The organism is Janthinobacterium sp. PSRC1-1 (assembly GCF_049897525.1).
Taxonomy (GTDB): domain Bacteria; phylum Pseudomonadota; class Gammaproteobacteria; order Burkholderiales; family Burkholderiaceae_D; genus Janthinobacterium; species Janthinobacterium tructae.
Genome location: NZ_JAFCWK010000001.1, coordinates 788619 through 804220, shown reverse-complemented (window position 1 = coordinate 804220; position 15602 = coordinate 788619). Strand labels below are relative to the sequence as shown.

At 63.7% G+C, this 15602-nt stretch carries 14 protein-coding genes; 11 read left to right on the top strand and 3 right to left on the bottom strand.

All coding sequences use genetic code 11. The annotated features are described in order from the left end of the window. Both ACP7DW_RS03625 and ACP7DW_RS03620 read right to left on the bottom strand, forming a co-directional pair. The coding region (locus ACP7DW_RS03625) for an IS110 family transposase (RefSeq protein ID WP_426053369.1) at nt 1-296 on the bottom strand (296 nt) is incomplete at its 3' end. Between the two features lie 404 nt (nt 297-700). Next, a complete protein-coding gene (locus ACP7DW_RS03620) occupies nt 701-1120 on the bottom strand; it encodes a hypothetical protein (protein WP_282406657.1) in 420 nt (139 codons plus the stop codon). Nucleotides 1121-1453: 333 nt separating this feature from the next. On the opposite strand from ACP7DW_RS03620, the gene ACP7DW_RS03615 reads away from it, so the two are divergent. After that, nucleotides 1454-2524, top strand: coding sequence for a hypothetical protein (locus tag ACP7DW_RS03615; protein WP_426053370.1), 1071 nt, complete (start codon nt 1454-1456; stop codon nt 2522-2524). Here the strand turns inward: ACP7DW_RS03615 and ACP7DW_RS03610 are convergent. Next, on the bottom strand, nt 2517-3476 hold the full coding sequence (locus ACP7DW_RS03610; RefSeq protein WP_426053371.1) for a LysR family transcriptional regulator: 960 nt from the start codon (nt 3474-3476) through the stop codon (nt 2517-2519). The genes ACP7DW_RS03615 and ACP7DW_RS03610 overlap by 8 nt on opposite strands. A 110-nt stretch (nt 3477-3586) precedes the next feature. On the opposite strand from ACP7DW_RS03610, the gene ACP7DW_RS03605 reads away from it, so the two are divergent. The 10 genes from ACP7DW_RS03605 (at nt 3587) to ACP7DW_RS03560 (ending at nt 15589) form a co-directional block, all read left to right on the top strand. Further along, nucleotides 3587-4426 carry a phytanoyl-CoA dioxygenase family protein gene (locus ACP7DW_RS03605; protein ID WP_426053372.1) on the top strand — a complete coding sequence of 280 codons (840 nt, stop codon included), beginning with the start codon at nt 3587-3589 and terminating at the stop codon, nt 4424-4426. Next, nucleotides 4426-5244, top strand: coding sequence for a sugar phosphate isomerase/epimerase family protein (locus ACP7DW_RS03600; RefSeq protein ID WP_426053373.1), 819 nt, complete (start codon nt 4426-4428; stop codon nt 5242-5244). The genes ACP7DW_RS03605 and ACP7DW_RS03600 overlap by 1 nt, the downstream gene beginning before the upstream one ends. A gap of 78 nt (nt 5245-5322) precedes the next feature. Then, entirely contained in the window at nt 5323-5784 is a 462-nt protein-coding gene (locus ACP7DW_RS03595) for a MarR family winged helix-turn-helix transcriptional regulator (protein ID WP_426053374.1), read from the top strand. Nucleotides 5785-5949: 165 nt separating this feature from the next. Next, on the top strand, nt 5950-8319 hold the full coding sequence (locus ACP7DW_RS03590) for a M1 family metallopeptidase (protein WP_426053375.1): 2370 nt from the start codon (nt 5950-5952) through the stop codon (nt 8317-8319). Beyond that, nucleotides 8316-8822, top strand: a complete 507-nt coding sequence (locus ACP7DW_RS03585; protein ID WP_426053376.1) for a DUF6702 family protein — start codon at nt 8316-8318, stop codon at nt 8820-8822. Before ACP7DW_RS03590 ends, ACP7DW_RS03585 begins: the two co-directional genes overlap by 4 nt. Continuing rightward, the gene (locus ACP7DW_RS03580) at nt 8819-10843 is read left to right on the top strand and encodes a TonB-dependent receptor (protein ID WP_426053377.1); all 2025 of its coding nucleotides are present in this window, start codon (nt 8819-8821) and stop codon (nt 10841-10843) included. Before ACP7DW_RS03585 ends, ACP7DW_RS03580 begins: the two co-directional genes overlap by 4 nt. Nucleotides 10844-10948: 105 nt before the next feature. Then, the gene (locus ACP7DW_RS03575; protein WP_426053378.1) at nt 10949-11683 is read left to right on the top strand and encodes a 2OG-Fe dioxygenase family protein; all 735 of its coding nucleotides are present in this window, start codon (nt 10949-10951) and stop codon (nt 11681-11683) included. A gap of 142 nt (nt 11684-11825) precedes the next feature. Further along, nucleotides 11826-13187: a hybrid sensor histidine kinase/response regulator gene (locus ACP7DW_RS03570; protein ID WP_426053379.1), complete on the top strand. Its 1362-nt coding sequence runs from the start codon at nt 11826-11828 to the stop codon at nt 13185-13187. 261 nt (nt 13188-13448) lie between these two features. After that, nucleotides 13449-14177, top strand: coding sequence for a CerR family C-terminal domain-containing protein (locus tag ACP7DW_RS03565; protein WP_426053380.1), 729 nt, complete (start codon nt 13449-13451; stop codon nt 14175-14177). Further along, complete coding sequence (locus ACP7DW_RS03560) at nt 14174-15589, top strand: efflux transporter outer membrane subunit (RefSeq protein ID WP_426053381.1); 1416 nt, start codon at nt 14174-14176, stop codon at nt 15587-15589. The genes ACP7DW_RS03565 and ACP7DW_RS03560 overlap by 4 nt, the downstream gene beginning before the upstream one ends. Nucleotides 15590-15602 lie beyond the last annotated feature (13 nt).

Sequence of the window (15602 nt, the reverse complement as noted above, 5' to 3'; positions counted from 1 at the left end):
TTGTCCGTTTTGGTGCGCACCAGGCGCGAAGCGCCGAAGGCCTTGATCTGCGCCGGATTGATGACACTGACCAGCATGCCCCGTCCCGCCAGATATTCAGCCACTCTTTCCCAGTAGGTACCGGTCGCTTCCATACACACGCGCGGGCTGCCGGCATCCTGCTTGAGCAGCCATTCGCTGAGTGCAACGAATCCTTTGTCATTGTTTTCTACCACTTTGTTACGGTGTTTTCCATTCGGCAGGCGCAGCGCGCAGTCGAGCTTCGCCTTGGCAACGTCGATTCCTAAATTAAACATGCTGTGGTCCTCTTGCGATCTACCTTGTGAATGCGGGCTAACCGGCATGCCGGTGCCAAAGATACTGTCCGATCTTGACATGGAGGATGGGTAACTGGTGCGAGATCTACGAAACTGGCTCGGAGCCTAAGGGCGGATACGGCATCCAGTTACCCGGTCTTGATATGCCTACCAAGATTTTGACAGCGGTCGATACCGTCCGCAATATCGCGAACGGCATGAAGGGAATAATACAAGGTCGGATTAGCGGGGCAAAGCCGCGCGTAATCCGACAACATCGTTGGCTCCCGTATGCACACCAGGAGCTGCTGAGAAAATGCTCAGGGCCAAGCGCCGCCTCGAAGACAGTACGTCAGTACGGCGAGAGGCAGGCAACAACGCCATGGGCGTTTTATCAGCCGCTCTTACACCTTGACAGCGTCAATCTTGGCGATCACCGTGCGCGGAATGATATCGGTTGCCGGGCACGTCTCCATCGCGTCCGAATACGCGAGCCAGCGCTGCAAGCTTTCCATGCGGCGGATGGTGATGCCCTTGCCATTGATATAGCCGATCTGCTCGAAATTGACGGGGCTGGTGGTCAGCTTCGACACCGTGGGCGCATTCTCGACCAGGCGGTCGTAGGCCTTGCGCGCCTTGTGCTCCCACTTGGCCAGCACGGGATCGTCAAAGCGGTTGCTTTCAAAATACACGGTGATCGTGCGGTCGTGATTGGCAAAGCCGACGATCGCCGCCCCCTTGCGTATGGTCAGCAAGACATCTTCCTTGACGCCCGTGACGGGAACGAATACGGCAGCGCGCCCATCCGTATCTGGCCGCTCCATGGGAATATCTTGTCCGATTATGCTCATCACATCACACTCTTCATCATCGCCTGTTGGCTTGTTGTCCCTGCATCACTGAAAGCGTGTCACCGTGCGCATGCGCGGCTTTGCCGCTGCGCCGATGCGCTTCCAGGCTCGCTGCCATACCCATTCATACCCATTCATATACCATCTATCAAATAATACATTGCCATAAAGCACTACACAAGATAATCAGGGCGCGGCAGCCACAGGTCCTGCGCCGGATGGGGAATGGTGTGCCCTGCCGCAATCACCTCAAGCAGCAATCATCTTATAATGCTGCGATTCCTTCACGCCAGACACCTCCGCACCATGACGCTTCCCGAGAATGACACCAGCCGGCTCGACGCCATCAGCGCCGCCGCCACCGAAGTGGCCGCGCAAAACGTGGCCGACCTGCTGGCCATGGCCATCTGCCACCGCCCGGACGAACCGGCCCTGATCGTCTGCGACAAGCGCAGCTGGCTCAATGTCGTGCTGACGGAAGCGTATCGCCAGGCCTTGCCGGACGCGAGCTTCATCGATTTCGACGAGGTCACGCCCGACGCCGTGCTGGCCGCGTTTGCCGAACTGCCGGCCGGCAGCCTTGTCGTGCTGATCCAGTCGACCAGCTTCCGCCTGGAAGCGTTCCGCATCCGCATCGAGCTGTTCAAGCGGGGCCTGAAAGTGATCGAACACGTGCACCTGTCGCGCATGCCCGGCGTGCAGGGGCTGCACTACATCGCTTCGCTGGCCTACGACCCCGCCTACTACCGCGGCGTGGGCCATGCACTGAAAGCGCGCATCGACGGCGCCCGCCACGGCATGGTCGACAGCGGCGGCGAGCAGCTGGTGTTCGCCTCGCCGTTCGAATCGGCCAAACTCAATATCGGCGATTACGCGGGGATGAACAATATCGGCGGCCAGTTCCCCCTGGGCGAAGTGTTTACGGAAGCGCAGGACCTGGAAGCGGTGAACGGGCGCGTGCGCATCTTTGTTTTCGGCGACACGCAGTTCATGGTCAACCGCCCCGACACGCCGATCACCCTGATCATCGACAAGGGCAGAGTCACGGGCACGGAGCACGCTACGCCGGAATTTACCGCCATGCTGGAGATCATCCGCGCGCATGAGGGCGACGTGTGGGTGCGCGAACTGGGCTTCGGCATGAACCGCGCCTTTTCGCGCGAGCAGCTGGTCAACGACATCGGCACGTATGAACGCATGTGCGGCATCCATTTGTCGCTGGGCGCCAAGCACGGCGTCTACACCAAGCCGCAGTTCAAGCGCAAGGATGCGCGCTACCACGTCGATATCTTCGCCGTCACCGAAGCCGTTTACCTCGATGACGAGCGCGTGTACGCGGACGGAGCATGGACGCTGGAACCCGTCACCTTCAACTAAAAAATCCGGCCGCTGCCAGCTCGCGGTCCCACGGCGGCACGGGCTGGTATTCGGCCACCAGGAAATCGATCAGCGCGCGCACCTTCGGCGACATTTGCCGGCTGGCCGGATACAGCGCGCTCAAATGATTCAGCGGCAGCGCCCAGCCGGACAGCACGGGCAGCAGGCTGCCATCGAGCAGATTGCGCCAGGCGAGGAAGGTGGTGCTGTAGACGATGCCGAGCCCCCGCTGCGCCGCCTGCTGTAGCACCAGGCCATTATTCGCCGTAAAACCCGCCTGCACGCGCACGCCCACTTCCTCGCGCTGTTCCCCCTCTCCCCGCTGGAAATGCCAGTGTGTGCCATCGGTCAGGTGGCTGAAATGCAGGCACTGATGCTGCAACAAGTCTTGCGGCACCTGCGGCACGCCCCATTGCGCCAGATAGGCAGGGCTGGCGCACAGCACGGCGCGGCACGGCGCCAGCGGGCGCATGGCCAGCGCGCTGCTGTCCGGGATGCCGCCCACGCGGATGGTCAAATCAAAACCGTGGCGTATCGGGTCGAGCAGCGCATCGTCGACAAACAACTCGGCCCGCACCTGCGGGTGCAGCAGGCAGAAACGGGCGACGGCATCGGCCAGCCACGCGCTGCCGAAACTCGATGGCGCCTGGATGCGCAGCGGCCCGGCCAGCTCCGCCCCCGCTCCCGTCTGCGCCACGTGCGCCACCATGCGCGCCGCTTCCTGCGCCTGGCTGACGGTCGCCATGCACGGCGCCAGGTAGGCTCGACCGGCGTCCGTCAGGCTCACTTCGCGCGTGGAACGGTGCAGCAGGCGCGCATGCAGCCGTTCTTCCAGCTGCATGATGGTCTTGCTGACCATGGCGCGCGTCAGGCCCAGGCGCTGCCCGGCCACGGTGAAGCTGCGCTGGCGCGCCACTTCGACAAAGATTTCCATCGCTTTTAGTTGATCCATGTCAAAGATTGTCTGCGTTTTGGCGACAATCTGTCAACCGCTGGGCGATTGTTTGCCGCCCTCGCCCATCCTACAATGGCGTTTTCCATAGACCTTCCGGAGCCGCCGCCATGCTGACAATCTCACAACAAGAACAATACCAACGCGACGGCTACCTCATCCTGCCCGATTTCAAGGGAGCGGACGACATCGCCGCCTTGCGCGCGCGCGCCGAGCAGATTGTCAACGAATTCGACCCCAGCGTCAGCCAGTCCATCTTCACCACGCGCGATCAGGCGAAGAACACCAACGATTATTTTCTCGCCTCCGACAACACCATCCGCTGCTTCTTCGAGGAAGAGGCGTTCGGCCCGGACGGTCAATTAAAGCAGGCGAAGTCCCTGTCGATCAACAAGATCGGCCACGCCATGCATGACCTGGACCCCGTCTTCCGCGCCTTTTCGGCCGACCCGAAACTGGCCGAGGTGGCGCGCGACCTGGGCCTGGCGGACGCGCAGGTCTGGCAATCGATGTACATTTTTAAACAGCCCGGCATCGGCGGCGAAGTGCGCTGGCACCAGGACGCCACCTATTTCGAAACCACGCCGATCAGCGTGACCACGTTCTGGTTCGCGCTGGAAGACGCGACCCTGGACAACGGCTGCCTGTGGGCCGAACCGGGTGGCCACCGCGGCCCCCTGCGCGAACGCTTCATCCGCAACGGCGACGCCGTGCGCGTGGAAAAGCTCGATGCGACGCCGTGGCCCGACGACAGCACGGCCGTGCCGCTGGAAGTGAAGGCCGGCGCCCTCGTCTGCTTCCACGGCTTGCTGCCCCATTACAGCGCGCCGAACCGCTCGCCCGTCTCGCGCCACGCCTACACCCTGCACGCCACCGACGGCCAGACCGAGTACGCGGCGCACAACTGGATCCAGCGCGACGCGGCGTTCCCCGTGCGGGGCTTCGTCTGATGCGCATCGACGTCTTCGCCGCCCACTGGGGCAATAACGAGCTGGCGCCCGAGGTCTTCATCGACAAGGTTCTGGCGGCCGGCTTTGACGGCATCGAGATGTCGCTGCCGCTGGACACGGCCCTGCGCGAGGAATGGACGGACCGCATCACCAGGGCGGGACTGCAACTGATCGCCGCGCAGTGGGAAACCGTGTTCCACAGCGACTTCGGTCTGCACCGCGCCGCCCTGGCGGAACTGCTGGAAAACGCCTGCCTGGCGCGCCCCGTGCTGGTCAATACGCACACGGGCAAGGATTACTACAGCCAGGCGCAAAACGCGCAGTTGCTCGACCTGGCCGCCGCGATCTCGGAAAAGCACGGCGTGCCCATCGTGCACGAAATCCATCGCAGCCGCTTTTCCGGCCACCCGATGCTGCTGCTGCCGTATCTGCAGCAGTACACGGATTTGCCCTTGACGGCCGACCTGTCGCACTGGTGCTGCGCCTGCGAATCGCTGCTGGAAGACCAGCCACAGACCCTGGCGCAAGTGCTGCCGCTGGTGCGCCACGTGCACGCGCGCGTCGGTCATGCGCAAGGCCCGCAGGTGGCCGACTTCCGCGCGCCGGAAGCCAAGCCGGCGCTCGACGCCCACCTGGCGTGGTGGGACGCCATCGTCGCCCTGCGCCGCGCGGCCGGCGCCGAGCGCATGACGTTCACGCCGGAATTCGGCCCCGCGCCCTACACGCAAACGCTGCCATACACGCAGCAGCCCGTGAGCGACGCCTGGGACCAGAACGTCGCGATGCTGCAGTTGCTGCGCGCGCGCTACGCCGGATAAACATCCGCGTCCGGCGCCGGATCGCCAGGTCCGGCGCCGCGCATTGCAATTAAATAGCGCACTATATATACTGTGTCCATGGATACCACCCCCGCCCCCAAGCCCTTGCACCAGGTGCCGCGCCTGGACAGCCAGCTGTGCTTTGCGCTGTACTCGACCTCACTCGCCATGAACAAGCTGTACCGCAAGCTGCTGCGTAAACTCGGTCTCACCTATTCGCAATACCTGGTGATGATGGTGCTGTGGGAGCGCGACGGCTTGACGGTGTCGGAAGTGGGCGAGCGCCTGTTCCTCGACTCGGCCACCCTGACGCCCCTGCTCAAGCGCATGGAACAGTCGGGCCTGTTGACGCGCACGCGCGCCGCCAGCGACGAGCGCCAGGTCATCATTTCCCTGACCGCACAGGGCGACCAGTTGCGCCATGAAGCGGCCCTGCTGCCCGAAGCCATCCTGACGGCCAGCCACTGCAGCGTGGAGCAGGTTGTGGACATGAAACAACAACTGAACCAGTTGCGCGACAGCCTGATGAAAAGTGAATAAAAGCGCCGCTTTTCCGAGCAAAATCAGGCAAAGCATCGCCCTGACAGCGCCAGGCAAAAGCTGGCGCACAATCCGCCTTTCTTTATTACAAATCGATACATGGCTGGCCCCACCCTGCGTATAGAATAGTTGCCACTATTTCCTTACAACAACATCAGGGTGACCATGCGCATACCTTTCGGCTCCGTAGCCTCGTTGGCTTTGTGTTTTACCGTGTCAGCTTTCGCTGCCGAACCATTCGACGACAAGTTCCGCCAGCTTGAAGAAGTGCTGCCCACCCCGAACACCTACCGCACCGCCTCCGGCGCGCCAGGCCACGCCTACTGGCAGCAGCGCGCCGACTACACCATCCGCGCCACCCTGGACGAAGCCAAACGCGAAATCGCCGGCAGCGGCAGCATCACCTACCACAACCAGTCGCCCGACACCCTCGGCTACCTGTGGCTGCAGCTGGACCAGAATATCTACCAGCCCGATTCCGACGCGCGCCGCATGACCACGGCACCGTCGCGCCAGGCGTGGGCCAAAACGGCGGGCGACGATGCGATGAAATTCGAAGGCTTGCGCGGCATCCTCGCGCGCGGCGACTTCCAGGGCGGCTTCCATATCCGTGCCTTGAAGGGCGCCGATGGCCAGCCTTTGAAATATGTTGTGAACCGCACGATGATGCGCATCGACCTGCCGCAGCCCCTGAAACCGGGCCAGGATTTCGTCTTCCAGATCGACTGGGATTACCGCATCAATGAACAGAAGGTGCTGGGCGGGCGCGCCGGCTATGAAGTCTTCGACGACAAGAATGCCCTGTTCGAAGTGGCGCAGTGGTTCCCGCGCATGGCGGCCTATTACGACGCGGCCGGCTGGCAGCACAAGCAGTTCCTCGGCTCGGGCGAATTCACGCTGGAGTTCGGCGACTACGACGTGCAGCTGACGGTGCCCGCCGACCATATCGTCGCCGCCACGGGCGAACTGCAAAATCCGCAGGAGGTGCTGTCGTCCGCGCAGCGCGAGCGCCTGGAACAGGCCCGCGGCAGCGACAAGCCCGTCGTCATCGTCACGCAAAAAGAGGCGGAGGCGGCCGAAAAATCCATCAGCCGCGCGCAAAAGACCTGGCACTTCAAGGCGGCCAACGTGCGCGACTTCGCCTGGGCCTCGAGCCGCAAGTTCATCTGGGATGCGCAGGGCTACAAGAAGGGCGGCAGCGACGTGATGGCCATGTCCTACTACCCGAAAGAGGGCAATCCGCTGTGGGAAAAGTACAGCACGCAAGCCATCGTGCACACGATCGAACAGTACAACAAGTACAGCATCGACTACCCGTACCCGACGGCCATCTCCGTCAACGGCCCTGTGGGCGGCATGGAGTATCCGATGATCTCGTTCAACGGCCCCCGTCCCGTGAAAGACAAAAAGACGGGCGAGCTGACCTACTCCAAGCGCACCAAGTATGGCCTGATCGGCGTGATCATCCACGAGGTGGGCCACAACTACTACCCGATGATCATCAACTCGGACGAGCGCCAATGGACCTGGATGGACGAGGGCCTGAACACCTTCGTGCAGTACCTGGCGCAGCAGGCGTGGGAAGAGAACTACCCGGCCTCGCGCGGCGAGCCACGCGAAATCGTCGACTACATGCGTAGCCGCGACCAGGTGCCCATCATGACCAATTCAGAGTCCTTGCTGCAGTTCGGTAACAACGCCTACGCCAAGCCGGCGGCCGGCCTGAACATCCTGCGCGAAACCATCCTCGGACGCGAACTGTTCGACTACGCGTTCAAGGAATATGCGCAGCGCTGGAAGTTCAAGCGCCCCACGCCCGCCGACTTTTTCCGCACCATGGAAGACGCCTCCGGCACCGACCTGGACTGGTTCTGGCGCGGCTGGTTTTACACCACCGACCCGGTCGACATCAGCATCGACGGCATCAGCGAATACGGCGTGAGCTCCAAAAATCCGGAAACGGAAAAAGCCTGGAAAAAGGCGCAGAAGGACGCCCAGCCGGAATCGGTCACGAGCCGCGCCAACAAGGGCATGCCGCGCCGCGTCGACGCGCACCCGGAGCTGAAGGATTTCTACAACCAGCACGACGATTTCACGGTGACCAACAAGGACCGCAACGCCTACGCCGAAGCGCTGGCCGCTCTGGAACCGTGGGAAAAGGACTTGCTGAAACAGGGCAAGCACCTGTACCTGGTCGACCTGTCGAACTTGGGCGGCATGGTCATGCCGCTGATCCTCGAGATCGAACTGAAAAGCGGCAAAAAATACGTCGAGCGCGTGCCGGCCGAAGTGTGGCGCTACTCGCCGAAGAAAATCACCAAGGTCGTCATCACCGATGAACCAATGGTGGGCCTGGTGCAGGATCCGTACTGGGAAACGGCCGACATTGACACCAGCAACAATAGCTGGCCGAGAAAAATCACGCCATCGCGCCTGGAACTGTTCAAGAGCGAAAAATCCCCCAAGGATAACCTGATGCGCGACTTTCAGACGCCGTTGAAAGGCAGCGGCTCGGCCAAGGGCGACGAGGCGTGAAGCGCTGGCGCCTGCTCGCTTGCGCCATGCTGGCCTGCGCCAGCATGGCGGCCGGCGCCCACAATTTCCACATGGGCATCGCCGACATCAGCTATAACCCGGCCAGCGGCAGCACGGAAGTGGTACACACCTACACGGGCCATGACGTCGAGGCGCTGCTGACAAATCTGTACCAGCGCCGCTTCGACCTGGGCCAGGAAGACAGCGAGGCGGCGCTGCGCCGCTATGTCGACAAACAGTTTTATCTCGTGGCGCCGGACGGCAAGCGATTGCGCCTGAACTGGGTCGGCATGAAGGTCAATGCCGACAATGTGGTGATCTTCCAGGAGATCGAGCACACGCGCCTGGCCCCCGCCACGCGCATCCACAACCAGTTGCTGATCGATTTCCTGCCCAGCCAGCGCAATACCCTCAATGTGCAGGACAGCGGCAGCATCCAGACGCTGATGTTCGACCGCCAGAACACGGAACTGCCGATCCGCCAAGCCCCACTATACCCATGACGCCACGCTCTCTGCCCCTGCTCCTCGCCACCCTGTTTGCAACCACCGCCGCCCACGCCGACGACATCTTCCAGCGCGTGCTGGTCGACGGTTCGCGCCTGAACCAGCTCGGCGTGGCCGATTCGGCCAACGTGGGCAGCGTCACGCAACAGCAGCTCGACGCGCGCACCAGCTACCGGCCCGGCGAATTGCTCGAAGCCGTGCCGGGGCTGATCGTCAGCCAGCATAGCGGCGAAGGCAAGGCCAACCAGTTCTACCTGCGCGGCTTCAACCTCGATCACGGCACGGACTTGCGCACCAGCGTCGACGAGATGCCCGTCAACCAGCGCAGCCATGGCCACGGCCAGGGCTGGACGGATCTGAACTTCCTGATCCCCGAACTGGCCATGCGCCTCGATTACAAAAAGGGGCCGTATGCGGCGGCGCAAGGCGATTTTTCCTCGGCCGGCGCGGCGTCCATCGTCTACGCGAACCGCCTGACGCAGGGAATCGCCAGCGCGGGGATCGGGCAAAACGGCTTTCGCCGCGCCCTGCTGGCCGATTCGTTTGACGCGGGCGACGGCAGCCTGCTGTACGCGCTCGAAGCGCAGCATAACGATGGCCCGTTCACGCAGCCGGACCGCTACCGCAAATTCAATGGCGTGCTGCGCTACAGCGAAGGCTATGCCAACAACGGTGTCAACGTCACGGCCATGGCGTACGACGCCAGCTGGAACGCCACCGACCAGATTCCGCTGCGCGCCGTGCGGGACGGCACCTTGGGCCGCTTCGACGCCATCGATGCCAGCGACGGCGGCAAGGCGCAGCGCTACAGCCTGTCGGGCGCCTGGCGCCAGACCACGGACGACGTGTCGTCCAAGGTCAGCGCGTATGTGATCGCCAACCGCCTGGCCCTGTTCTCGAATTTTACGTATGCGATGGACGACCCGGTCAACGGCGACCAGTTCGCCCAGCCCGATCGGCGCGTGACGGCCGGCCTCGACGCCAGCCACACCTGGCACCGCCACACGGACCGGGGCAGCAGCGACACCACCATCGGCGTGCAGCTGCAGAACGACAATATCCACAATGGCCTGTACCACACGCGCCAGCGCCAGATCGTGTCGACCACGCGGCAAGACCATATCGTCGAATCGAGCATCGGCGTATATGGCGAAAACAGCACGCGCTGGTCGCGGTCGCTGCGCACCGTGGCCGGCCTGCGCGCCGACGCCTACCGTTTCGACGTGCGCAGCGACCGCGCCGCCAATTCGGGCACGGCCAGCGACCATTTGTTCAGCCCCAGCCTGAGCGTGATCGCCGGGCCGTGGCGCGAGACGGAAGCGTATGTCAACATCGGCAATGGCTTTCACAGCAACGACGCGCGCGGCACGACGATCACGCTCGACCCGAAGACGGGCGAAGCGGCCCCCCTGGTGCGCTCGCGCGCACTGGAACTGGGCTTGCGCAGCGCCGCCATCGCCGGCCTGCAAACCTCGCTGTCGCTGTACCGCCTGGACTTCGATTCCGAGCTGCTGTTCATCGGCGACGCCGGCGCCACCGAGGCGGGCCGCCCCAGCCGCCGCTATGGCATCGAGTTTTCCAGCTACTACAAGGCGGCCAGCTGGCTGTCGCTGGACCTGGACCTGGCGTATGCGCGGGCGCGCTCGCGCGGCAGCGCCCCGGCCGGCGACTTCATCCCCGGCGCCATCGAAGGCGTGGCCCAGCTGGCCATGACGCTGACGCCGGCGGGGCCGTGGTCGGGCTCCCTGCGCCTGCGCTACTTCGGTCCGCGCCCGCTGATCGAAGACAACAGCGTGCGCTCGGCGGCCAGCGTAGGCTTGAACGGGCGCCTCGCCTATCAGATCAACAAGACCTTGCGCGTGGAAGTCGAGGGCTACAACCTGGCCAACCGGCGCGACTCGGCCATCGATTACTACTATGCCTCGCGCCTGCCCGGCGAGGCGCAGCCGGTCGACGATATCCACTTCCATCCGGTGGAATCGCGCTCGCTGCGCCTGACCCTGGTAAAGAATTTTTAACGCAACAAGCATAATTCCTGGCGGACGTAACACAAGAGTCGCCGCGAAGTCGTAGAATGCCAGGCTGGATAAACTGAGACAGGCCGCGTTCCGGCCCGCACCGCCATGAGCACTTCCGCACCGATCTTTACCGACCCGTCCCACGTCAAGGACGCCTTGCGCGATGACGGCTATGCCGTCCTGCGCCCGCTGGACGTGGCCGCGCTGGCCGGCTGCCCGCTGGCCGCGCTGCGCGCGCTGGAAGGCAGCTGGAATACGCTGGCGCTGGACAATTACCTGAAGGATGGCGGCCGCTATCGCCGCCGGCGCCACTCGTGCTTCGTGCAGGATGGCGCGCGCCTGACGCAGACGGCGCACCGCCCGCACTGGCAACCGGTCGAATACAACGCCCTGCATGGCGGCATGCACCGCCTGTTCGAGCCGGTCGAGCCGGCCATCGTCGCGCAGCCAGCCTGGCAACAGCTGATCCGTGCGCTGGGCGACGCCTGCTCGCAGGTCAAGGGCAGCCAGCCGTGGTTCATCGAGGCGCACCAGTTCCGCATCGATACGACCGATGGCATCGGCCGCCCTACGCCGGAAGGCGCGCACCGCGACGGCGTCGATTTCGTCGCCGTGCTGCTGATCGGACGCGAACAGGTCAAGGGCGGCGAGACGCGCATCTTCGAAGCCCATGGTCCCAACGGCAAGCGCTTTACCCTGACCGAGCCTTGGTCGCTGCTGCTGCTCGACGATGCGGCGGTGATCCACGAATCGACACCGATCCAGCCCATCGGCGAGCATGGCCACCGCGATACGCTGGTGCTGACGTATCGCGCAGGCCAGTTCCAGGGCGAAAACTGACAGGCGGCCACAGCATTCCCTGTGGCCAAAATAGTTACCTGGAAGTTACTTTTGCAGACCTAAATCCGATATAGTCATACGATGTCGATATTGCGCGCTCACCGCGCCCAGCATCACCACACTGAAATTCTAGGAGAGGTCTGTGGACTCCAACAACCAAATCAAGCCTGACGAAATCGAGATCCTGATCGTCGAGGACAGCCCGACCCAGGCGGAGCGATTGCGCCGCCTGATCCAGTCGCTGCACTACAACGCGCGCGTGGCGTCGAATGGCCAGCTGGCCCTGGCCGCCATCCGCGAGCGCAAGCCGCACCTGGTGCTGTCCGATATCGTCATGCCTGAAATGAATGGCTACGACCTGTGCCGCGCCATCAAGTCAGATCCGACCCTGCGCGATATTCCCGTGATCCTCGTCACCTCGCTCAACGACCCGAAGGACATCATCCGCGGCATCGAATGCGGCGCCGACAATTTCATCCGCAAGCCGTATGCGGAAGACTACCTGCTCAACCGCATCAGCCACATGCTGATGAACCAGAAGCTGCGCAAGAACCAGAATGTGGAAATCGGCATCGCCCTGTACCTGGGCGACCAGAAGCACTTCATCAATGCGGAGCGCCAGCAAATCCTCGATTTGCTCATTTCCACGTATGAACAGGCGGTGCAGGTCAACGGCGAACTGCAGGCGCGTGAACGCCAGGTGATTGAATTGAACATGCGCCTGGCGCACCATGCGGCCGAACTGGAAACCATCAACCGCGAAATCGCCCTGAAGAACCTGGAACTGGCCGAGGCGAGCCGCATGAAGTCCGCCTTCATCGCCAATATGTCGCATGAACTGCGCACGCCGCTGAACGCCATCATCGGGTTTACCGGCGCATTGCTGATGAAACTGCCCGGCCCCCTGACGTCCGACCAGGACAAACAACTCAATACCATCCGCGCCAGCGCGCGCCATCTGCTCTCCCTGATCAACGACATCCTCGACGTGGCCAAGATCGAAGCGGGCAAGCTGACCCTGTCGATCGAGCCCGTGCACTGCCAGGAGCTGATGGCCGAAGTGGCCGACACCTTGCGCCCCCTGGCCCAGCAAAAGGGCCTGGCGCTGGAAATGGCACTGGGCGAAGCGGGCCAGCCGCCCGTCATCATCGACACGGACCGCCGCGCGCTGACACAAATCCTCATCAACCTGCTCAACAACGCCATCAAGTTCACGGAACAGGGCACGGTGCGCATCAGCCTGTCCCAGCGCGAAGAAGACGGCGGGCTGGTGACGGAAATGAGCATCGCCGACAGTGGCGCCGGCATCAAGGAAGAAGACCAGGCCAAGCTGTTCCAGGCCTTCTCGCAGCTCGATTCCACCTCCACGCGCCACGTGGAAGGCGCGGGACTGGGCCTGTACCTGTGCCAGAACCTGGCCAACGCCATCGGCGGGGCCCTGTTCTTCAATAGCGACTACGGCTCCGGCAGCACGTTTACGCTGGCCCTGCGCAGCAAGCCCTGATTCGGGTGCGCCGCAGCATAAATCTGGATTTCTTGCCATCTGAAGCAGATCGATACAGTAGTTCTACGGTATTGCACCGCACCATTTTCAGCGCTATAGTGGAACTGTCTCCTCCAATTCGTTCCCTGAACATTGGATTGCGCCCGCGCTAGTACGCGGGCTTTTTTTTGCCTGCGTTTTCCACGCCTCTTCATCTTTCCTTAACTAAATCAAACGATTTAGTTATATCAATCGTTTGAGATATGTGATTAAATCTCCGGCATGATTGAAAAAAACGCCATCCCCACTCCCCACGCCGACGACGGACGCAAGCCGCGTTCCGATGGAGAACAGTCGCGCGAGCGGCTGCTGCATAGCGCCATCCGCCTGTTTGCCGAGCAAGGCTACGCCAAGACGTCCACGCGCGAACTGGCGCAGGCGGCCGGCACCAACGCGGCGGCCATCCGCTACTATTTTGGCGACAAGGCGGGCCTGTACCGCGCCGCCTTCTCCCATCAACTATCGAATCCACAAGACAATATCGCCCTGTACGAGCAACCGCATTTCACCCTGCGCCAAAGTCTGGAAGGCTTTTATGCGCAATTGCTCGCTCCCATGCAGCAGGGCGAGATCGCACGCGACTGCATGCGCCTGTGGTGCCGCGAGATGCTCGAACCGACGGGCCTGTGGGCGCGCGAGGTTGACCAGAACATCCGTGCCGAGCACGAGGCGCTGACGCGCGTACTGGCGCGCCACCTGGGCGCGCCCGACAACAGCGACGACATGCACCGCCTGGCGTTTTCCATCGCCTCGCTGGCCCTGCAGCACATGGTCGGCGCCGAGGTGCTGCAAACCTTGCGTCCGCAATTGCTGGAAACACCGCACGCCATCGATACCTGGCTGGCGCGCATGACCGACTACGCGCTGGCCATGGCCGACGTGGAGCGCCGGCGCCTGGCCACGCCTCCCTCTCCCCCCACCACTCAACGACAAGCAGAAGGACCAGCATGACGACTATTCGATGCACCGTTCAACGCGCCCTGGCCGCCAGCATCGTGCTGGCGCTGGGCGGCTGCGCCCTGCAGGGGCCGCCCGCGGCGGTGGCCGCCAGCGCGCCCGCGCAATGGCAGGCGCCGCTGCCGCATAACGGCAAGCTGACGGACCTGGCCAGCTGGTGGCAGGGCCAGGGCGATCGCCTGCTGGTGGAATTGATCACCGATGCGCAGCAGGTCAGCCCCACCGTCGCCGCCGCCGGCACGCGCATCGTGCAGGCGCGCGCGGACAGCATCGCCAGCGGCGCCGCGCTGGCGCCCAGGCTCGATGCGACCGGCAGCGTGGTGCGCACCAGCCAGCAATCGGCGCAGCCCGGCGGCACCACCTCGCAGGCCGCCTTGCAAGCGTCGTGGGAGATCGACGTCTTCGGCGCCAACCGCGCCACGCGCGATGCGGCACAGGAGCGCTACGACAGCGCCCGGGCGGGTTGGCATGAGGCCCGCGTCTCGGTCGCCGCCGAAGTGGCGAACCAGTACTACGCCTTGCGCACCTGCCAGCAACTGCAGGCCGTGGCCGAGCAGGACGCCATCTCACGCCGCGACTCGGCACGCCTGACGGAACTGAGCGCCGGCGCCGGCTTCCAGCCGCCCGCCAACGCCGCCCTGGCCCGCGCCAGCGCCGCCGAAGGCGCCAGCCGCGCCATCGAACAACGCGCCGCCTGCGATGTGAATGTCAAGGCGCTGGTGGCCCTGTCGGCGGTGCCGGAAGAGACGCTGCGCCAGAAGCTGGCGGCCAGCCCGGCGGTCCTGCCCTCGCCCGTGGCGATTGCGCAACTGCCGGCGCAAACCCTGGGCCAGCGTCCCGACATCTACAGCGCCGAACGCGAAGTGGCGGCCGCCAGCTTCGAAGTGCGCGGCGCCCAGGCGCAGCGCTACCCGCGGCTGAGCCTGGCCGGCTCCATCGGCAAAGGCAATATCCGCGCTGGCGGCAGCAGCATCACGGCCAGCACCTGGAGCATCGGGCCGCTGGCCGTCAGCCTGCCCATCTTCGATGGCGGCACCCGCCGTGCCCAGGTCGATGCGGCAACGGCGCGCTACGACGAAGCGGTAGTGAAATACCGCGCCGGCGTGCGCCAGGCCGTGCGCGAAGTGGAAGAAGCGCTGGTCAACCTGGCCAGCACGGACGAACGCAGCGGCCATGCGAAAACGGCCATGGAAGGCTATCGCGTGTCGTTCGTCGCCACCGAAGACCGTTACAAGAATGGCCTGGCCAGCCTGATCGAACTGGAAGACGCGCGCCGCACGCGCCTGGCCGCCGAAAACACCGTGGTCAACCTGGCGCGCGAACGCAGCGCCGCCTGGGTAGCGCTGTACCGCGCCGCCGGCGGCGGCTGGAACAGCAGCAACGCCATCGCCAACAATGCCCCCTGACGGATACGACAAC